At 72.4% G+C, this 18,969-nt stretch carries 18 protein-coding genes; 10 read left to right on the forward strand and 8 right to left on the reverse strand.

The features are described 5' to 3' along the window. Positions 1-19: 19 nt before the first annotated feature. A complete protein-coding gene (locus O1G21_RS24615) occupies positions 20-787 on the reverse strand; it encodes a CDP-alcohol phosphatidyltransferase family protein (RefSeq protein ID WP_270146759.1) in 768 nt (255 codons plus the stop codon). 267 nt (positions 788-1,054) lie between these two features. Between O1G21_RS24615 and O1G21_RS24620 the strand changes: the two genes are divergently transcribed. Both O1G21_RS24620 and O1G21_RS24625 read left to right on the forward strand, forming a co-directional pair. Continuing rightward, entirely contained in the window at positions 1,055-1,621 is a 567-nt protein-coding gene (locus O1G21_RS24620; protein WP_270146760.1) for an NUDIX hydrolase, read from the forward strand. A 25-nt stretch (positions 1,622-1,646) separates the two neighbouring features. Further along, a complete protein-coding gene (locus tag O1G21_RS24625) occupies positions 1,647-2,336 on the forward strand; it encodes an HAD family hydrolase (protein ID WP_270146761.1) in 690 nt (229 codons plus the stop codon). Positions 2,337-2,399: 63 nt separating this feature from the next. Here the strand turns inward: O1G21_RS24625 and O1G21_RS24630 are convergent, their stop codons facing one another. Next, positions 2,400-3,089, reverse strand: coding sequence for a YidC/Oxa1 family membrane protein insertase (locus tag O1G21_RS24630; RefSeq protein ID WP_270146762.1), 690 nt, complete (start codon positions 3,087-3,089; stop codon positions 2,400-2,402). A gap of 80 nt (positions 3,090-3,169) precedes the next feature. Continuing rightward, positions 3,170-3,463 (reverse strand): DUF6412 domain-containing protein, encoded by a 294-nt coding sequence (locus O1G21_RS24635; protein ID WP_270146764.1) that lies wholly within the window; start codon positions 3,461-3,463, stop codon positions 3,170-3,172. A 170-nt stretch (positions 3,464-3,633) separates the two neighbouring features. Between O1G21_RS24635 and O1G21_RS24640 the strand changes: the two genes are divergently transcribed. Both O1G21_RS24640 and O1G21_RS24645 read left to right on the forward strand, forming a co-directional pair. Beyond that, positions 3,634-3,918 (forward strand): type II toxin-antitoxin system Phd/YefM family antitoxin, encoded by a 285-nt coding sequence (locus tag O1G21_RS24640; protein WP_270146765.1) that lies wholly within the window; start codon positions 3,634-3,636, stop codon positions 3,916-3,918. Then, a complete protein-coding gene (locus O1G21_RS24645) occupies positions 3,911-4,333 on the forward strand; it encodes a type II toxin-antitoxin system VapC family toxin (RefSeq protein ID WP_033355086.1) in 423 nt (140 codons plus the stop codon). Before O1G21_RS24640 ends, O1G21_RS24645 begins: the two co-directional genes overlap by 8 nt. Before the next feature lie 19 nt (positions 4,334-4,352). Here O1G21_RS24645 and O1G21_RS24650 read toward each other — a convergent pair whose 3' ends face one another. Next, positions 4,353-5,441, reverse strand: a complete 1,089-nt coding sequence (locus tag O1G21_RS24650) for a Gfo/Idh/MocA family oxidoreductase (protein WP_270146766.1) — start codon at positions 5,439-5,441, stop codon at positions 4,353-4,355. 296 nt (positions 5,442-5,737) lie between these two features. Here O1G21_RS24650 and O1G21_RS24655 point away from each other — a divergent pair, with 296 nt between their 5' ends. The 4 genes from O1G21_RS24655 (at position 5,738) to O1G21_RS24670 (ending at position 9,916) form a co-directional block, all read left to right on the forward strand. After that, positions 5,738-6,517 carry an HAD-IIA family hydrolase gene (locus tag O1G21_RS24655; protein ID WP_270146767.1) on the forward strand — a complete coding sequence of 260 codons (780 nt, stop codon included), beginning with the start codon at positions 5,738-5,740 and terminating at the stop codon, positions 6,515-6,517. Between the two features lie 93 nt (positions 6,518-6,610). Then, entirely contained in the window at positions 6,611-7,816 is a 1,206-nt protein-coding gene (locus tag O1G21_RS24660; RefSeq protein WP_270146768.1) for a low temperature requirement protein A, read from the forward strand. A 78-nt stretch (positions 7,817-7,894) separates the two neighbouring features. Next, a complete protein-coding gene (locus O1G21_RS24665; RefSeq protein WP_270146769.1) occupies positions 7,895-8,623 on the forward strand; it encodes a uracil-DNA glycosylase in 729 nt (242 codons plus the stop codon). A gap of 399 nt (positions 8,624-9,022) precedes the next feature. Next, complete coding sequence (locus tag O1G21_RS24670; RefSeq protein ID WP_270146770.1) at positions 9,023-9,916, forward strand: glycoside hydrolase family 6 protein; 894 nt, start codon at positions 9,023-9,025, stop codon at positions 9,914-9,916. Positions 9,917-9,955: 39 nt separating this feature from the next. On the opposite strand, the gene glxA is transcribed toward O1G21_RS24670, so the two are convergent. The 4 genes from glxA to O1G21_RS24690 form a co-directional block, all read right to left on the reverse strand. Then, complete coding sequence (gene glxA / locus O1G21_RS24675; RefSeq protein ID WP_405000702.1) at positions 9,956-11,887, reverse strand: radical copper oxidase GlxA; 1,932 nt, start codon at positions 11,885-11,887, stop codon at positions 9,956-9,958. Positions 11,888-11,960: 73 nt separating this feature from the next. Next, positions 11,961-14,195 carry a glycosyltransferase family 2 protein gene (locus O1G21_RS24680; RefSeq protein ID WP_270146771.1) on the reverse strand — a complete coding sequence of 745 codons (2,235 nt, stop codon included), beginning with the start codon at positions 14,193-14,195 and terminating at the stop codon, positions 11,961-11,963. Positions 14,196-14,788: 593 nt separating this feature from the next. Next, positions 14,789-15,421 carry a 3-oxoacid CoA-transferase subunit B gene (locus O1G21_RS24685; protein WP_270151239.1) on the reverse strand — a complete coding sequence of 211 codons (633 nt, stop codon included), beginning with the start codon at positions 15,419-15,421 and terminating at the stop codon, positions 14,789-14,791. 63 nt (positions 15,422-15,484) lie between these two features. Further along, entirely contained in the window at positions 15,485-16,246 is a 762-nt protein-coding gene (locus O1G21_RS24690; protein ID WP_270146772.1) for a CoA transferase subunit A, read from the reverse strand. Positions 16,247-16,739: 493 nt separating this feature from the next. On the opposite strand from O1G21_RS24690, the gene O1G21_RS24695 reads away from it, so the two are divergent. Continuing rightward, entirely contained in the window at positions 16,740-18,011 is a 1,272-nt protein-coding gene (locus tag O1G21_RS24695; RefSeq protein ID WP_270146773.1) for a substrate-binding domain-containing protein, read from the forward strand. A 5-nt stretch (positions 18,012-18,016) separates the two neighbouring features. After that, a complete protein-coding gene (locus tag O1G21_RS24700; RefSeq protein ID WP_270146775.1) occupies positions 18,017-18,814 on the forward strand; it encodes an ABC transporter ATP-binding protein in 798 nt (265 codons plus the stop codon). The last annotated feature ends 155 nt before the right edge of the window (positions 18,815-18,969 follow it).

The raw sequence follows: 18,969 nt of genomic DNA on the forward strand, positions 1-18,969 counted from the left end.
GACCGATCCCGGCCGGGCCTCAGCGCAGCCGCGAGGAGGACAGGATCGACGCCAGGTGCGCCACCACCATCCCCCAGGTGATCACCGTGATCCCGGCGAGCGTCCACCGGGTCGCGTCCAGGTTGTGCAGCCCGGCGTCCACCGCGGCCGCCGCCAGCAGCACCAGCGAGGCCTCGATGCCGTTCGTCACCCGGTGGATCTTGAAGATCGAGGCGAACCGGCGGGCCGTCGCGATGCCCTGGGAGCGCGGCTGGGTCGACTCCTCGTCCGCCGGCGGCTGCCCGCTGCGGGCGCGGGCCACGTCCACCAGGTCCGTCGAGGCCTTGAGCAGCACCACGCCCAGGGCGGCCGCCAGGCCCGCCGACACCCACAGCTCCGAGCCGCCGCGCGCCGCCCGTACGCCCGCGCCGATCATCAGCGCGGCGTCCGCCAGGTAGGCGCCGAGCCGGTCCACGTACACCCCGGCCATGCTGAACTGGCGCTTCCAGCGCGCCACTTCGCCGTCCACGCAGTCGAACAGCAGGAACAGCTGGAACAGCACCGCCGCGAGCGCCGCGCCGGTCGGGCCGGGGATCAGCAGGGCCGCGCCGCCGCCGACCCCGCACACCACCATCACCCAGGTCAGGGTGTTCGGCGAGACGGAGGTGCGCACCAGCTGCCGGGTGGTCCGCAGCGAGATCGCCCGCATGTACATCCGACCCGCCCAGTGCTCACCGTTGCGGCTCTGCAGCTTGGCCTGCGGCTGGCACACCTCGCGCAGCTCGGCGAGCGCCGGAGCAGCCACCATGACGACATCCCTCCACCTGTCCCGAAACGGTCACCAAAGGCTACGGCCTCCGGGCGGGCGCCCTGACCAGCAGGTACGCCCCCGGGCCGGGAAAACCGGTGGGCCGCCCGGGCACCGCCGGGCTAGGGTTGCCGGGTTCACCGGAACCGGAGCCCCCGGGCCTTATCGCCCGCTCCCCGCAAGCCCGTTGGCGCTCCTCGACGTGACGCGGCCCGAGGCGGGGCGGCGTGACGCGGCCCCAGGGCGGAACGAGGAGAGCACAGCATCATGGTGACCACGGGCACCGCCCCGCAGAGCCCCGACCTGGCCCGACTCCTGGCCGACCACCGGCCGCAGGGCCCGGTCGAGACCGCCGACCACGCCCGGGCCCGCGCCCTGGTCGACGCCCCCGACGCCTGGGACCGCGGCACCCCGCTGCACTTCACCGCCTCCGCGCTGATCGTCCACCCGCCCACCCGCCGGGTGCTGCTGCGCTGGCACGTCCGCCAGCAGGCCTGGCTGCAGGTCGGCGGTCACGGCGACCCGGGGGAGACCCTGCCGCTGGACATCGCCGTGCGCGAGGGCCTGGAGGAGACCGGTCTGACCGACCTCACCCCCTGGCCCGACGCCGCCCTGGTCCACCTCGCGGTGGTGCCCGTCCCGGCCTCGCCCGTCGAACCCGCCCACGAGCACGCCGACCTGCGCTTCCTGCTGGCCACCGGCACCCCGGACGACGCCCGGCCGGAGAACCCCGCCTCCCCACTGGAGTGGCTCACCGTCGAGGAGGCCAGGCAGCGGACCACCGAGGAGAACCTCCGCGAGACCCTCGACCGCGCCGCCCGCCTGCTCGCCTGAACCGCCCGCCAGGTAAGGACCCTTGATGCACACCGACCAGATCCTCATCTTCGACGCCGACGACACCCTCTGGGAGAACAACGTCCTCTTCGAGCGGGTCATCGACGGCTTCCTGGACTGGGTCGCCACCCCGGCCGAGCGGGACGCCACCCGCACCCTGCTCGACCGGATCGAGGCCGCCAACGCCGCCGCCCTCGGCTACGGCGCCGCGGTCTTCCGGCAGAGCCTCGCGGACTGCCTGCGGCAGCTGAACCACGACCGCACCCCCACCGCGGCCGAGCTGGCTCGGATCGACGAGCTGCTCGCCCCGCTCACCCGGCGCGGCGAGGTCGAGCTGATCCCCGGCGTCGCCGACACCCTCACCGTCCTCGCCGACCGCCACCAGCTCCTCCTGCTCACCAAGGGCGACCAGGAGGAGCAGCGGGCCAAGGTGACGGCCTCCACCATCGACCACCACTTCCGCGGCATCCACATCGTGGCCGAGAAGTCCGTCGACACCTACCGGCAGCTCACCGCCGAGCTCGAGCTCGACCCGGACCGCACCTGGATGATCGGCAACTCGCCCAAGTCCGACATCGCCCCCGCCCGCCGGGCCGGCCTGCGCACCGTGTTCATCCCGCACGAGCACACCTGGGTACTGGAGCACACGGACCTCGGCCCGGACGAGGCGACACTGCAGCTCACGGCCTTCCCGGAGCTGCTGCGCCACTTCTGAGGCCTGCTTCCGCGACCTTCTTCCGACGCCTTCCTCCGAGGCCTCCTTCCGCGACCTCCGCGGTCAGAGCGCCAGCGCGGTCGCCGGGGCCTGGTTGGTACCCCGGTACAGCCAGGCCCGCTCGGCCGCGGACCACACGCTGGTCGTCACCAGGTAGAGCGAGGCGGCCACCGGCACCAGCAGCGCGAACAGCACCGAGGCGAACGACAGGTACGGCAGCAGCGCCGCCCCCGGCTGCGGGGTGGTCTGCGCCGCCGCCCGCCGGGCCCGGCGGTAGTTGACGTACCCGACGGCCGCCAGCCCGGCCTCCAGCACCGCGAACACCGCGAACTGCCCGGCGCCGTGCGCGTTTCCGACGTGCAGGCCGAGCGGGACCCCGAACAGGGTGTTGTCCAGCAGGTCGTTCGGGGTGGTGAACAGCCGGTACATCACCGAGAAGAACGGGATCTGCACCAGCATCGGCAGGCACCCCGCGAACGGCGAGACCTGCTCCTTCCGGTACAGCTCCGCCAGCGCCTCACGCTGCTTCTCCGGGCGGTTCCGGTACTTCTTGTTCAGCTCGGCGATCTTCGGCGCGAGCGTCGAGCGGGCCTTCTCCCCGCGCGCGGCCGCCCGCGCCAGCGGGTGCAGCGCCAGCCGGACGACGAGGACGAACAGGACGATCGCCAGCGCGGTCGGCAGGACGTGGGCGATGGCGGCGACCGCGGCGTGGGCGACGGTGACGGCCGGGTCGAGAACAGACAGAACGGACATGGTGGAGCGAGCCCTCCGGGGTCTCAGGACATGAGTGATCGGCGGAGGACGGCCGCGAAGAACCTACGGCGAAAAGGGGGTTACGCGGCCGCCGGGGCCGCTCCCGGCGCCCTGGGGCGTCGCCTGCCCCGGGCGTCCGGATCACGCTGCGGAAGGAACGCCGTACCGAACGCCAGGCGTCGCAGCACCCCGCTGCGCACCGCCGCCGGCGCCCGCGCCCCCAACAGCCGCGCCCCGGCCAGCGCCCCGGCGACCGCACCGGCCACCAGGACCACGGCCGCCACGGCGGCGACGGACGCCAGCGCGCCGCCGTCGGTCACCAACTCCCCGGTCAACACCCGGAGCAGGCCCAGCAGCATCGCGACGACACCCACGGCACGCCCCCTCTCGATGTTTCCCGGTACCGGACGTTCACGCGTGCAGACGTTCACGCGTTCAAACGTGCAGACGTCAGCAGGACGATCGTACGGCCCGCCGAGTTCCCGCGTTCCCGTGCTCTTGCACGGCCGTAGCCACCGGGGCTACGCGGGGCTACCGTGGATCCATGAAGACGATTACCCAGCGGGAGTTCCGGAACAACTCCGCCGCGGTGATGGACGCGGTGGAGGCCGGGGAGACCTTCCACATCACCAGGAACGGGGTCGAGGTCGCGGAGCTGCGGCCGGTGTCCGGGCGCCGGCGGCTCACGGCGGAGGAACTGGTGGCGCGGCACGTGAAGCTGCCGCGGGTGGACTACCAGGAGATGCGCAAGGAGGCCGAGGAGTACTTCGGCCCCGAGGAGCTGGTGGGGGACGACGGCGACGACCCGTTCGAGCGGCGGCGTGGCTGAGCGCCGCAGAGCACCCCGGCGGCGGCCCGCCGGAGTGCTGGACACCTGCGTCTACATCGACCTGGCCCTGCTGAACCCCGCCGACCTGCCCGCCGTCCCGGAGCTGACCGCGATCACCTTCGCCGAACTCCAGCAGGGCGTCTCGATGGCCCGCGACCCGGTCAGCCGGGCCGCCCGCCTCGAGGTGCTGGGCGCGGCGATGGCCGACTTCGACCCGCTGCCTTTCGACGCGGCCGCCGCCGCCCGCTACGGGACCCTCGTCACCCTGACCATCGCCGCCGGACGCCAGCCCCGCCCCCGCCGGATCGACCTGATGATCGCCGCCGTCGCCTCCGCCCACGGCCTGCCGCTGTACACCCGCAACGTGGCGGACTTCCGTGGCCTGGGCTCGGCGGTGGAGGTCATCGGACTGTGAGCCCTCGTAGCCCCGGCCGTCAGTCCAGCCGGACCGTCGTTCCGGTGGCCGCCGAGGTGCGGGCCGCCTCCAGGACGGTGAGGGTGGCCACCGCGTCGCGCGGGTCGACCGGGGGCGGGGTGCCGGGAGTGGCCAGGGCGGCGGCGATGCCGGCGTAGTAGGCGGGGTAGTCGCCCGGGTCGGTGGGCAGGGAGATCACGGACTCGTCGGTGCCCAGGGTGCCGTAGCGCTCGGGCAGGTCGGCGCCCCACGGCTGGCTGCCGTCCGGGCGGCGGCCCGACCGCAGCTCGGCCTCCTGCGGGTCCATGCCGTGCTTGACGTAGCCGGCGGTGTCGCCGAGCACCCGCAGCCGGGGGCCGATCAGCGGGGTGATGGCGCTGGTCCACAGGTGCGAGCGGGTGCCCGAGGCGTGGGTCAGGGCGAGGAAGGCGTCGTCGTCCACCACCGCGCCGTCGCGCCGCACGTCGACCTCCGCGTACACCGTCTCGACCGGCCCGAACAGGGTGAGCGCCTGGTCGACCAGGTGACTGCCCAGGTCGTACAGGGTGCCGCCGACCTCGGCCGGATCGGCCAGCTCGCGCCAGCCCGGCTTGGGCTTGGGGCGGAAGCGCTCGAAGCGGGACTCGAAGCGGTGCACCCGGCCGAGCGCCCCGCCGCGCACCAGCCGGCTCGCGGTGAGGAAGTCGCCGTCCCAGCGCCGGTTCTGGAACACCGAGAGCAGGATGCCCTTCTCCTCGGCGAGCCGGCACAGCTCCAGCGCCTCGGCGGCGGTGCCGGCCAGCGGCTTGTCCACGACGGTGGCCAGCCCCGCCCGCAGGGCGGCGCGGGCGAGCGGGGCGTGGGTGCGGTTGGGCGAGGCGATGACGACCAGGTCCAGCGCGTCCGGGTCGGCGAGCAGCTGCTCGGGGGTGTCGACCGCGCGGGCGCCGGGGTGCTCCAGTCGCAGCTGCTCGCGGCGCTCCGGGTTGGCGGTGACCACGGCGTCCAGCCGCAGCCCGGGGGTGGTGGCGATGAGCGGGGCGTGGAAGGCGGAGCCGGCCAGGCCGTAGCCGATCAGGCCGACGCGCAGCGGGCGGTCGTGCGGGGCGCGGGGGGTCTGCGGGTTCATGCCGCCTACTCAATCACGAGGCGCCCGATTGCTCCCGATTCCCACCGGAGGGTGGTCGGAGGGCCGGCGGAGGGCCGCTGCGTGGCCGCCCGATGGTCGCCCGATGGCCGCCGCGCGCCCGCCCGATGGTCGCCCGATGGCCACGCCGCGCGTCCGCCGCGCGTCCGCCGGGCGCCGGCCGCGCGCCGGCGGCGTTCCGCCCAGCGGGACGTCCTGTCCTCGGTCACCTGCGCGGATTAGGCTGTGCCGGGTCAGGGCCCCACGCAAGACGTTGCAACACTTCGGGAGACACGCACGTGGCAGACCGCAAGCCCATCGAGTCCTGGCTGACCGACATGGACGGTGTCCTCATCCACGAGGGCACGCCGATCCCCGGCGCGGAGGAGTTCCTGCGCAGGCTGCGGGAGTCCGGCAAGCCCTTCCTGGTCCTCACCAACAACTCCATCTACACCCCGCGCGACCTCAGCGCCCGACTGGCCGGGATGGGCCTGGAGGTGCCGGAGGAGTGCATCTGGACCTCCGCCCTGGCCACCGCCAAGTTCCTCAAGAGCCAGCGTCCGAACGGCACCGCGTACGTCATCGGCGAGGCCGGTCTCACCACCGCGCTCTACCAGGCCGGGTACGTGCTGACCGACAACAACCCCGACTACGTGGTCCTCGGCGAGACCCGCACCTACTCCTTCGAGGCGCTCACCAAGGCGATCCGCCTGATCAACGCGGGCGCCCGGTTCATCTGCACCAACCCGGACGAGACGGGCCCCTCCACCGAGGGCGTGCTGCCGGCCACCGGCTCGGTCGCGGCCCTGATCACCAAGGCCACCGGTGTCGACCCGTACTTCGTGGGCAAGCCCAACCCGCTGATGATGCGCGAGGCGCTGAACACCGCCGGCGCCCACTCGGAGACCGCCGTGATGATCGGCGACCGGATGGACACCGACATCGTCGCGGGCATGGAGGCCGGCATGGAGACCGTCCTGGTGCTCACCGGCCTGACCTCCGCCTCCGACGTGGAGCGCTTCCCGTACCGGCCGACCCGGGTGGTCAAGTCGATCGCGGACCTGGTCGAGCTGGTCTAGCCTCTGCGGTGCAGTCGTGAGCCCCGTTCCGGCCGAGCGCCGGGGCGGGGCTCGTCTCGTAGATGTGTCGCAGGGCGGGGAGGCAGGGCACGGATGAGTGCGGCGGGGGAAGCGGCGGGGGAGGCCGCGGTGGTAGCGACGGGGGAAGCGGCGGGGCTCGGGGAGAAGCGGGTCACCTGGGCGGAGCTCTACTTCGACCTGGTCTTCGTCTTCGCGATCACCCAGGTCTCCGGGCTGCTGCACCACCAGCACGACCTCACCGGACTGGTCCGGGCGCTGGTGGTGTTCGTGCCGGTGTACTGGTGCTGGGTCGGCACCACCGTGCAGGCCAACATCCGGGACGTGGACAACCTGCGCGACCGCCTCGGCATCCTGCTGGTCGGGCTGACCGGCCTGTTCATGGCGCTCGCCGTCCCCGGCGCGTACGGCCGCCGGGGCGTGCTGCTCGGCGCCGCGTACTGGTTGGCCCGGGTGGTGCTGCTGCTCCTGCTGGTGCGCATCCCGGGTGTCTGGAGCGGCCCGTACGGGGCGGGCGTGCTGGTCAGCGGGCCGCTGCTGCTGCTCGGCGGACTGCTGCCGGACGGGCCGCGGCTGGCGCTGTGGGCGGCGGCCGCGCTCTGCGACCTGGCCGCGCCGCTGGTGTTCCGGCGGCGGCTCGCGAACGTGGCGTACCACCCGGCGCACATGCCCGAGCGGTTCGCGCTGTTCCTGCTGGTGGCGATCGGCGAGTCGATCGTCGGGATCGGCGGGTCGGCCGCGGTGGCCCGGCTGGACGTGCCCGAACTGGTCGCCGTGGCGGCCGCGTTCACCATCTCGGCCGGGCTGTGGTGGCAGTACTTCGTGTTCGCGGCGGACGCGATGCGGCACGCCGTGGAGGTCGCGGACTCTCGGCGGGACGTGGTCCGGCGGATCTTCCAGTACGGGCACCTGGCGCTGGCCGCCGGGGTGATCGGGGTGGCGGTCGGCTTCGAGGAGACGGTCGCGGACCCGTGGCGGGCGCTCGGCGCCGGGTCGGTGGCGCTGCTGTACGGCGGGTGCGGGCTGTACCTGCTGACCTTCGGGTACACCCGCTGGATGATGTTCCGCCGGGTGTCGACGACCCGGATCGCCGCGGCGGTGGTGGTGCTGGGGCTGCTGCCCGCGATGGTGCGGCTGCCGGCGCTGGTGGTGCTCGTGGTGCTGGCGGTGCTGCTGGTGGTGCTCAACGGGGTGGAGTACGTGCGGGTGGTGCGGGCGGCGCGGGTGGTGCGGACGGCGGGTGCCTCCGCCCCGTTCGTCGTCGAGGCTCCCGTGGAGTGAGTTGTCGGTGGGGCTGTGTAGCGTTCGGGGTGTAAGAGGGCGGGCGGCGCAGCAGCCGCGGTGTGGGAGGTAGATGTCGTGACGGACACGGTCGAGGCGGGCGTGGTCGAGGCCGGCGAGGGCGGCGGGCTCGAGCTGCCCGAGTCCTGGCGCGAGGTGCTGGGCGCCGAGACGGAGAAGCCGTACTTCGCGGAGCTGGCGGCCTTCGTGGCGGCCGAGCGCGCGGAGCACGAGGTGTTCCCGCCGAGCGGCCAGGAGTTCGCGGCGCTGGAGGCCACCCCGTACGAGAAGGTCCGGGTGCTCGTCCTCGGTCAGGACCCGTACCACGACAACGGCCAGGCCCACGGCATGAGCTTCTCGGTGCTGCCCGGGACGAAGACGCCGCCCTCGCTGCGCAACATCTTCAAGGAGCTGGACGCCGACCTCGGCATCCCCGCCCCCGACAACGGCTACCTGATGCACTGGGCCGAGCAGGGCGTGCTGCTGCTCAACGCCGTGCTCACGGTCCGCGCCCACGAGGCCAACTCGCACAAGGCGAAGGGCTGGGAGAAGTTCACCGACGCGGTGATCAAGGCGGTGAGCGCGCGCGAGGAGCCGGTGGTCTTCGTGCTGTGGGGCAACTACGCCAAGAAGAAGCTGCCGCTGATCGACACCGAGAAGCACGTGGTGGTGCAGGGCGCGCACCCGTCGCCGCTGTCCGCCAAGCTGTTCTTCGGCAGCCGCCCGTTCTCGCAGATCAACACGGCGCTGGACGACTTCGGCGGCGAGCCGATCGACTGGCGGGTGCCGGACCTGAAGCAGGGCTGACGGCGGGGCTGACGTCTCGGCGGACGTCTCGGCTGACGGCAGGGTGGCCGTGGGCGGACGGGGTCGGATTCCCGTTCGTCCACGGCCACTTGGCGTTCACGGATGGCAGCCGTAGGCCGGGGCCGGTTGTGCTTAGCTGGTGCCGACCGGTCGCCGGACCGGTCCTGGGGCGGGGGCCGGCTTCGGGCGTCGGAGGGGCGGTACGTGCGCGGGGTGGGGCGGGCAGGAACGTTTCGGAACGCGAGGGCTTCCCGGGGGGCGGCGCTGGTCGTCGCAGGGTTGGTGCTGGCGGTGTCCGGCTGCAGCGGTTCGGACGGCGGTGGTTCGAATGGCGGCGGCCCGGGCGGCAGTGGCCCGGGTGGCAGTGGGACTCCCGCGAGCCGTCCGACGGTCGGACCGGTGGTCCTCAACCAGCTTCCCGGGCAGGCCTTCTACGTCTCCGACCAGACCAACGCCGCCCAGCAGGTCGGCGTGCTGCGCAGCCAGGGCCGGTCGGCTGAGGCCGACACCCTGCTGCGGATCGCCGCTCAGCCGTCCTCCCAGTGGCTCGGCCAGCAGGGCGCCCGGGAGATCGCCGACCAGGTGAGCCGCCGGGCCACCGAGGCGGACCGGACGGCCCTCTTCGTCGCGTACGACATCCCGCACCGGGACTGCGGCCAGTACTCGGCCGGCGGCGCCCCCGACGCGGCCTCCTACCGCTCCTGGATCACCGGCGTCGCCCAGGCCCTCGCCGACCGCAAGGCCTGGGTGGTGGTGGAGCCGGACGCCGTCGCCCACACCCTGGACAGCTGCGGGGTCAAGGGCGACCTGGCCGCCGAGCGGTACGGTCTGCTGGCCTTCGCCGTCCAGGAGTTGAAGAAGCGTCCGAACGTCCGGGTCTACCTGGACGCGGGCAACCCGGGCTGGGCCCAGGACCCGGACGACCTGGCCGCCGCGCTGCGCAAGTCGGGCATCGCCGCGGCCGACGGCTTCGCGGTGAACGTGGCCAACTTCTATCCGACCGACCGGAACGTGGCGTACGGCAACCGGCTCTCCGCCGCCCTGGGCGGGAAGCACTTCGTCATCGACACCAGCCGCAGCGGCAACGGCTCGGCGGGCGCCGACTCCTGGTGCAACCCGCCCGGCCGGGCACTCGGCGAGGCGCCGACCACCGAGACCGGGCGGCCCGGGGTCGACGCCTACCTGTGGATCAAGAACCCGGGGGAGTCGGACGGCGAGTGCGGCCGCGGCGAACCCCCGGCGGGCCAGTTCTGGCTGCCGTACGCGCTCGGGCTGGTGCGGGCGGCGCACTGAGCGGTTGTGTGCTCAGCCGGTGACCTGGACCCGGCGGGCTCAGGCGGTGACCTGGACCCAGCGGGCGACCGACGGGGTGCCGGCGGCGTCCGTCAGGAACAGCATGTACCAGCCGGGCGGCAGCAGGTTCGGGTTGCCCGGCAGGGTGAGCGAGACGCCGTCGGCGGTGCGCCCGGTGATGTCCAGGGCGACCGAGCGCTGCTCGACGTCGGTCACGTGGGTCACCGAACTCGGCCGGATCAGCTTGGCGGTGGTCACCGCGGCGGGCCGGGCGGTGCCGACCCGCAGGGTGCCGCCGAGCTTCGCCGACTCCGGCGCGGCGGTCACCTCCGGGCGGTCGCCGTGGTACAGGTACGGCGGGGTGTAGATCTCGATGCGCTGTTCGAAGCCGCCCGGCTGGGTCTCGGCCTTGTCGGCGAACAGCGGGTTGGAGCCGAGCACGGCGACCCGGCCGTCCGGCAGCAGCAGCGCCTCGGAGTGGTAGTCGCGGCCGACGGTGGGCTCGGCGGCGGTGCTGAAGGTGTTGGAATCCGGGTGGTACACCTGCGCCTTGAGCAGGTCGCTGTCGCCCCGGCCGCGGTAGCCGCTGGAGCCGCCGGTGGTGAACACGGTGTCGTCCGGGAGGATCACGCTGTTGAGGTAGCGGGTGCCGCCGGCCGGCAGGTCCGGGCCCGGGGTGAAGGCGGGCTTGGGTGCGGACAGGTCGACGAGGTCCGTGCGGGCCGTGGACAGCGGCGACTCGCCCACCCCGCCGCCGCCGAGCACCATGACCTTCTGCGCCTGCGCGGGCGGCAGCAGCACCGAGGAGGAGGTCTCGGTCAGGCCCGGGTCGCGCAGCCCGGTGACGGGCTGGAAGGTGTTGTTCGACAGGTCCCAGACGCCGGGCTCGCGGCCCTTGTCGGCGGGGCCGTAGCCCGCGTTGGAACCGGAGTAGAAGAGCTTGCCGCTGGCGGTCAGGAAGATCGACGGGTAGGTCGGGAAGTAGCGGTCGGGGGCCTTGGCCCAGGTCCTGGACTTCGGGTCGTAGACCTCGTTGTCGTTGCCGTTGAGGATCTGCCCGGTGTCGTCCAGGCCGGAGACGGTGATCACCCGGCCGTCGCCCAGCCCGGTCAGCGTCGGGTACCAGCGGGCGTGCGCCATGTCGGTGACCTGCTCGTAGAGCTCGGTGTCCGGGTTGAACTCGAAGGCCGAGCGGATGCCCTGGTAGTCCTGCTTGTCCAGGGTCAGCTTCTCGCTCTGCCCGTACAGGTTGTGGGCGTCGGTGCCGGTCAGGCCCTTGATCCGGTACTGGGCCGGGGAGTTGGTCACGTAGTCCGGGCCCTCGCCGACCGCCTCGACGAACACGTGCTGCTCGCCCGCGGTGACGACGGTCTGCTTGCCGGCGCCGGTCTTGGTCGCGGCGGGCACGGTCACCGGGACGGTGCTGGCGTACTCGCGGCCGTTGGGGGCGACGAAGACGGTGCCCTTGGGGAAGGTGCGGTCGCGGTCCGGGCTCTCGTTGCGCACCCGCATCACGCCGGCCGCCTTCTTCACCGCCCCGTCCAGCTTCTCGTACCGCTGGGTCCCGCCGGCCACCAACACCCGCCCGTCCGGGAGGGAGGTGTGACCTCCGCAGAACATGTCGGCGGGGGTGGGTATCAGTTTGTAGGAGTTCTTCGCCGGGTCCCAGAGCAGGCTCTTGAAAGTGCCCGCGTTGAACTGCTTCTCGTCGTTGCCGGAACCGGCCACGACGAGCACCTTGCCGGTGCGCAGCAGGGTGGCGTGGACGGCGTTGACCCGGAACTCGGCGGGCAGCGTCAGGGTCTGCCAGTGGCCGTACTGCGCCTTGTACTCGGGGCGGTTGATCACGTACTGGTGGTACTGGGCGCCGGCGAAGCCGAGGACGGCCGGGGCGTTCATCCCGGCGACGGTCAGCGCGACGGTGCTGCCGAGGGCGAGGCGCCTGGTGCGGCCGGTCTTGTGGATCTTCACGGTGGTGGTGCTCCCCTCGGGAGGTGGGCGGGACTGGCTCAGCGGCGGGACTGGCTCAGTGAGTGGGACTGGCTCAGTGGATGGGCGTGGCGCTCTCGGCGTGGTCGGGCGGTGCGGCCGTCAGGCGGAGCTGCAGCGTCGGGCTGTCGAGCGTGGTTGTGTTGGCGCCTGTGGCGCCTGTGGCGCCTGTGGCGCCTGTGGCGCCTGGGGTGGCCGCGGTGGCGGTGGCGGTGGCGGTGGTGCTGGCGCGGGCGTGGCGCGGGTGGCGCTTCGACAGGACGACCCTCGGGGGAGCCGACGGACCGTCGGTCACGGTGAGGGTGGCGGTGGGCCGGGTACGGCGGCGGCGGACGGCGTCGCCGGCCGAGATCAGCAGCGGCAGCACGGTCAGGGCCAGGGCGATGCAGGCCCAGGTGCGCATCGCGACGTGGTCGTACCCGGTGTGGAAGGAGGCTGCGACCGCGCCGCCGAACACCAGTGCCCAGAACAGGTGGTAGCGGAAGGTGCCGAGCCGGTCGGCACTGGCCGAGCGGCCCTTGGGCGTCACCACGAAGCGGCTGCGCGCCCGCAACATCGCCTGGAGCAGCGAGGCCGCGTAGACCGGGCCGCAGAGCGCCGACATCACCATGCCCGCGACTCCGGAGGAGCCGGCCGGCTCGTGCGGGCTCACGTTGTGCTTGCGGTTCCAGGTGTAGAGCAGGAGTTGGAGCGCGGCGGCGTCGCTGTAGAGCATCATCCAGATCTCCGAGGAGACGTGGACGCCCGAGGCGCCGAAGCCCAGGTAGAGCACGCTGGACACGCCGCCGAGCAGCCAGGTGAGCGCCGCCATCGGGTAGAAGCCCACCATCAGCGAGTAGTTGAGCAGCCGGCCGGGTGACAGCCGCCACATGACCCGCCAGTATTGGGTGAGCAGGGTCTCGTAGGTGCCCCGGCTCCAGCGCAGTTGCTGGGAGAAGAAGTCGGTCCAGGAGGACGGGCCTTCGCCCACCGCGAGCACGTCCGGGGTGTACACGGACTTCCAGCGCTCTCCGGTCTCCGGGTTCCGGCTCCGGTGGAACTCCAGGCCGGTCGCCATGTCCTCGGTGATGGAGTCGTACAGCCCGCCGATCGCCTGGAGCGCACGGATTCTGACGGCGTTGTTGGTCCCGACGAACATCGGTGCGCCGTAACGGTTTCCGGCGCGCTGGATGAGGGCGTGGAAGAGGTACTGCTGGCTCTCGGAGAATTTGGTGACGGCCGAGCCCGAGCTGCGGTAGTTCCCGTACACCTGGGGGCCGACCACGAATGCCACGTCAGGGTCGCGGAAGTAGCCGAGCATGCGCTCGCAGAAGTCGGGAAGCGGGGCGTGGTCGGTGTCGACGGACACCCAGAAGTCGTAGTCGTCGCCGTGGGCCTGGAGCCAGGCGTTGTAGTTGCCGTGCTTGGTCCCGGCGCGGAACCGCCCCTTCGGCTGGTTCCAGTGCGGGCGGCCGGAGCGGCTGAAGTGGCGGACGCCCAGCTCGGTGCACAGGGCCCGCATTGCAGGATCGTTTCCCTCGTCCAGCAGCCAGACGTCGTACGGACCGTCGTGCCGGACTGCGCGGGCTGCCACCAGCGTGGCCCGGACCATCTCCGGCGGCTCCTTGCCCGGCACGCAGGTGGTGAGGAACGCGACCCGGGTACCGGACTCCGGCGTCACCGGTATCGGATCGCGGGCCACCAGGGTGGCGTGGGTGTTGGAGACGACGTTGACCAGCCGGAACACCTCGACCACGGCGATGATCCCGATCATCACCTTGTCGCCGAGCAGCACCAGGAGGTTGGTCTCGTCGGGACGCTCCGGCCAGTGCTCCGGCAACAGCAGCCAGACCAGCAGGATCGCCTCCACCAGTGGGGCGGCCACCAGCAGCAGGGCGGCCCGGATCCGGTGCGGCTCGTGGCGCAGCAGGCTGCGGTACTGGACGCGGTAGGGGGCGGCCGGCTCCGCCTCCGCCTCCGGCTCCGCTCCTTCGGCGGACTCCCGGACTTTGCCCGGTTCCCGCCGGTAGACCCCGCCGCCGAGCTCCCGGTCCTCGTCCGGATCGACCGCCGGGCCGGCCAGGCGGCTGAAGTGGACGTAGTCGTACGGGGCTTCGGGTACTGGAACGGCGCGCAGCGCGACCTCGTCGAGCTGCCCGGTGCCGCCTCGGCGGCCGTCTCGGGCGTGGTGGTCGTGCTCGCGATTGCTGTGATGGTCGCGGTGATGGTCTCGATCGCGGCCGCGGTGGTCGTGGTCGCGGCCCTGGTGGGCCGGTCCGGCGTCCTTTCGTCGCGAGGACGGCGTGGTCATGTCGTGCTCCCCCCGGAGTGTTGCGACGTGCTGTGCTCGGCGTTGCTCGCCTCGCCTCAAAGCCGCCGGGATGGAACACGGCCCGGTGAACTGCGGTCCGTCCCCGTCCCACAGTTTCCGGGCTGTCCAACACGTTCTCCGGCACCGGGAATCCGATGAGGGATCCCGGAGGCACGGAGTGTGTGCGACCGGTTCAGTTGAGGGCCTGTGCGGTGGCTTCGATTGCAGGATCCCGGCGCACTGTCCAGCTTCCCCTCCGGGTGCGACGGGATCCTTGGCTTGCTCAACTCTCCCGGAGCGTCACGCTGATCGCAACAGCTCCGCGCAACGATCACCGCTCAAGCGTGAAGATAGTACGGTTCCTGGCCACTCTGGATGGTGATGGTGCTAATGCACCGGAATTCGGCAGAGTGGTGGATGGCCGTTGCCGGGGGCGGCATGTGAACGGTCTGACCACTGACGGGAGTTGTGCTCGGAAGCGATCCGGCCGGTTGAGCCGGGGCGGTACGAGTCGGAGCGGACTCGGAAACGGACCGGTGCGGGGTCAGCGGTTTGCGGTTTGCGGTTTGCGATGGGCGGTGGGCGGCGGGTGGTCAGCGTGGTGGCAGCAGGGTCGCGCCGGTGGCGGCCCGAACTTCGGCGAGGCTCACGCCCGGAGCCGTCTCCACCAGGCGCAGTCCCTCCGGGGTCACGTCGACGACCGCCAGATCGGTGACGATCCGGTCCACGACCCGCCTGCCGGTGGCGGGAAGCGAGAGCTCCCGGACGATCTTCGGCGAGCCGTCCCGGGCGGTGTGCTCCATCACCACGATCAGCCGACGGGCGCCGTGCACCAGGTCCATCGCGCCGCCCATGCCCTTGACCATCCTGCCGGGGATCATCCAGTTCGCCAGGTCCCCGGCGGACGACACCTGCATCGCGCCCAGCACCGAGACGTCGATCCGACCGGCCCGCACCATGCCGAAGGAGAAGGCGGAGTCGAAGTACGAGGCCCCGGGCACCACCGTCACCGTCTCCTTGCCCGCATTGATGAGATCGGCGTGCTCGGCACCCTCCACCGGGTACGGACCCACGCCGAGGACTCCGTTCTCCGAGTGCAGCACCACCCGGACGCCCGGCGGGAGGTGGTTGGGAATCAGGGTGGGCAGACCGATGCCCAGGTTCACGTACTGCCCGTCGCGCAACTCCCGGGCTGCGCGGGCGGCCAGGGCGTTGCGCGCGACCAGGGCGTTGCGTGGGTCGAGCGGGGTGGTGGTGGTCGCGTTCGTGGTGGTCGTGGTCGGCACGGTTCAGGCCTCCTGGAGGGCGGGGCGGACGGTCCGGCGTTCGATGCGGCGGTCCTCGGGATCGGCGGCCACGACCCGGTCGACGTACACCCCCGGCAGGTGCACCGCGTCCGGAGCCAGCTTGCCGGGCTCGACGATCCGGTCCGCCTCGACCAGGGTGATCCGCCCCGCCGTCGCGCAGAGCGGGTTGAAGTTGCGGGCGGCCGCGTGGAACACGCAGTTGCCGTGCCGGTCCGCCACCTCCGCCCGGACCAGCGCGAAGTCCGCGGTGATCGCCTCCTCCAGCAGGTACCGGCGGCCGGCGAACTCCCGCACCTCCTTGGGTGGTGAGGCCAGCGCGACCGAGCCGTCCGCCGCGTAGCGCCAGGGCAGCCCGCCCTCCTCGACCTGGGTGCCGACCCCGGCCGGGGTGAAGAACGCCGGGATGCCGGCGCCGCCGGCCCGCAGCCGCTCGGCCAGCGTGCCCTGCGGGGTCAGTTCCACCTCCAGCTCCCCGGCGAGGTACTGCCGGGCGAACTCCTTGTTCTCGCCGACGTACGAGGAGGTCATCCGGGCGATCCGGCCTGCTCGCAGCAACAGGCCCAGCCCCCAGCCGTCCACCCCGCAGTTGTTCGACACCACGCGCAGACCAGTGGTGCCGGCGGTCACCAGCGCGCCGATCAGGGTGCTCGGGATGCCGCAGAGGCCGAAGCCGCCGACGGCCAGCACCGCGCCGTCGGGAATGTCCCCGACGGCGGCGTCGGGGGAGTCCAGGACCTTGTCCAAGGGATCACCTCATGGGGTGTGGGAGGGGAAGGGATCGCGGCGCCCGGGGGCTGCGCATACGGTTGCGGGTGGCGGTTGCGGGTGGCGGTTGCGGGCGGGTAGGGCGTGGCGCGGCGGGTGACCGTAGCGCTGCCGGGGGCGGGGCGCCGGGTCCGATGCCGGGCTGGGAGCCGGGAGCCGGGAGCTGGGAGCTGGGAGCCGGGAGCCGGGAGCCCGAAGCCGGGAGCCCGGGGCCGTGCCCACCGGGTGCTGCGCCCCTCCCACGGTCTCCGGGCGCGGGGCGCCGCAGCCATGGCGACCACCGCCATGGACGGGCGCCGCCCCGTGTCGGCGGGCCACATCCGGACGCCCGGAGCGCGCTGTCGAGCCGACGGTGTGTCGAACGAAGCCACATCGCGGCGGGCCGCTACGGCGACCGGGCACATGTCGCCGGTCCCACCGCACACCTACGGTTCCGGCATCCACCCCTCCGCACCCCCAGGAGTCGGTCACCATGCGCAGCACCACAGTCCCCACCAGGACCGCCTCCGGCGCCCACCCGGGCGAGGCCCTGACCGGTGGCCCGGCCCAGAAGCTCGCAGCCGTCGCGGTGTGCGTCCTGCTCGCCGCAGGCTGCGCCAAGGCCGGTACCGCCGGGACTGCCGAGGGAGGCGGCGGTGCGAAGGCCCCGGTCAAGGTCGGCCTGGTGTACTCCAAGACCGGCCCGCTCGCCGCCTACGGCAAGCAGTACCTGGACGGCTTCAAGGCCGGCCTGAGCTATGCGACCAAGGGCACCGGCGAGGTCGACGGGCACAAAGTCGAGTTCGAGGAACAGGACGATGCGGGCGATCCGGCGAAGGCGGTGTCCGCCGCCAAGGACCTGATCGGCAAGGGCTACAAGGTCCTGGCCGGCTCCACCGCCTCCGGTGTCGCCCTTCAGGTCGGCCCGATCGCGGCCCAGAACAAGGTGGTCTTCATCAGCGGCCCGGCCGCCGCCGACAAGGTCACCGGCTTGAACAAGTACACCTTCCGTTCCGGCCGCCAGTCCTACCAGGACATCAGGACGGCTGCCTCGTTCATCGGTGACGCCAAGGGTAAGAAGGTCACCGTGCTCGCTCAGGACAACGCCTTCGGGCAGGCCAACGTGGCCGCCGTGAAGGCCGTGCTCGGCGCCCAGGGTGCGACGGTGGAGCAGGTGCTCGCCCCGCCGAGCGCCACCGACCTCACCCCCTTCGCCACCCAGGCCAAGACCGCCAAGCCCGACCTGCTGTTCGTCGCCTGGGCCGGCGACACCGCGTCGGCCCTGTGGACGGCGCTCAACCAGCAGGACGTGTTCACCGACACCAAGGTCGCCACCGGCCTGGACCTGGCCGCCTCCTACCCGCTGTTCGGCCCGGCCGGTGAGAAGATCTCCTTCCTGAACCACTACTTCGACGGCGCTGCCGGCACCCCGGTGGAGAAGGCCATGACGGAGGCCGTCACCGTCGGGGGCGGCAAGACCGACATCTTCACTCCGGACGGCTTCACCGCCGCCCAGATGATCGTGCACGCCATCGAGGCCAACCAAGGCTCGGCGGATGACACTTCGGCGCTGGTCAAGGCCCTGGAAGGCTGGAGCTTCGACGGGGTCAAGGGCCGGACCACGGTGCGCGCCGAGGACCACGCCCTCCTCCAGCCGATGTTCCAGGTCCGGCTGACCGGCACCGGGGCCGCCGCCAAGCCCTCGGTGGAGAAGACCCTGACCGCCGACGAGGTGGCGCCCCCGGTCACCCCGATGGCGGGTTGATCCCGATGCCCGCTCCGGCTTTCTCCACGCCTCCGGCCGCCGCTCTTCTTTCCTCCTCTCCGGTGCTGCGGCTGGACGGACTCTGCTGGTCCGTACGCGGTGTGCCGATCGTCGAGGACGTCTCCTTCTCGGTCGGCGAAGGCGAGTTCATCGCCTTCATCGGGCCCAACGGCGCCGGCAAGACCTCTCTCTTCAACCTGATCTCCGGCATCTACCCGGCGACCCACGGCAGCCTCCACCTCGACGGCGCGGACATCACCACCGAGGCCGCGCACGCCCGCGCGCGCCGCGGGCTCGGCCGGACCTTTCAGACCTCCTCCCTCTGGCCGGGGATGACCGTCGCCGATCATGTCCGGCTGGCGGCCCAGGCAGCAGCCGGACCTCGAGCCTCGTACCGCCTCTGGCGCCGCGCCGACCGCTACCCGGAGCAGGTGGCCGACACGCTCCACCGCACCGAACTCACCCACCGCGCCGACACCCTGGCCGGAGCGCTCTCGCACGGCGAGAAGCGCAAGCTGGAACTCGCCGTCCTGCTCGTCTCCGACCCGAGGCTGATCCTGCTCGACGAGCCGATGGCCGGTGTCAGCGCGGAGGAGGTGCCGGCCCTCACCGAACTGATCCGTTCCGTGCACCGTGAGCTCGGCCGGACCGTCCTGATGGTCGAGCACCACATGGACGTCCTGCTCGGCCTGGCCGACCGCCTGGCGGTGATGTACCACGGCACCCTGCTCGCCCTGGACACCCCCGAGGCCGTGGTGGTCGATCCGACCGTGCAACAGGCCTACCTGGGTGAGGCGTTGTGACCTCCTCTCCGCATTCCTCGACGCATCCGTCCTCCTCCGGCCAGTCGTTCGCTGTGCAGTCCTCCTTTGTGCCGTCCTCCTCCGTCCAGTCGTCCTCCGTCCAGTCGTCCTCCTCGTGTTCGTCCGCGGCCGAACCCCTCCTTTCCGTCCGCGAC

The sequence above is a fragment of the Kitasatospora cathayae genome (assembly GCF_027627435.1).
GTDB classification, from domain to species: Bacteria; Actinomycetota; Actinomycetes; order Streptomycetales; family Streptomycetaceae; genus Kitasatospora; species Kitasatospora cathayae.

Excerpts from the sequence above, each read along its gene's own strand:
- O1G21_RS24615 (WP_270146759.1), bottom strand. The coding sequence starts at position 787 with ATGGTGGCTGCTCCGGCGCTCGCCGAGCTGCGCGAGGTGTGCCAGCCG.
- O1G21_RS24620 (WP_270146760.1), top strand. The coding sequence starts at position 1,055 with ATGGTGACCACGGGCACCGCCCCGCAGAGCCCCGACCTGGCCCGACTC.
- O1G21_RS24625 (WP_270146761.1), top strand. The coding sequence starts at position 1,647 with ATGCACACCGACCAGATCCTCATCTTCGACGCCGACGACACCCTCTGG.
- O1G21_RS24630 (WP_270146762.1), bottom strand. The coding sequence starts at position 3,089 with ATGTCCGTTCTGTCTGTTCTCGACCCGGCCGTCACCGTCGCCCACGCC.
- O1G21_RS24640 (WP_270146765.1), top strand. The coding sequence starts at position 3,634 with ATGAAGACGATTACCCAGCGGGAGTTCCGGAACAACTCCGCCGCGGTG.
- O1G21_RS24650 (WP_270146766.1), bottom strand. The coding sequence starts at position 5,441 with ATGAACCCGCAGACCCCCCGCGCCCCGCACGACCGCCCGCTGCGCGTC.
- O1G21_RS24660 (WP_270146768.1), top strand. The coding sequence starts at position 6,611 with ATGAGTGCGGCGGGGGAAGCGGCGGGGGAGGCCGCGGTGGTAGCGACG.
- O1G21_RS24680 (WP_270146771.1), bottom strand. The coding sequence starts at position 14,195 with ATGACCACGCCGTCCTCGCGACGAAAGGACGCCGGACCGGCCCACCAG.
- O1G21_RS24695 (WP_270146773.1), top strand. The coding sequence starts at position 16,740 with ATGCGCAGCACCACAGTCCCCACCAGGACCGCCTCCGGCGCCCACCCG.
- O1G21_RS24700 (WP_270146775.1), top strand. The coding sequence starts at position 18,017 with ATGCCCGCTCCGGCTTTCTCCACGCCTCCGGCCGCCGCTCTTCTTTCC.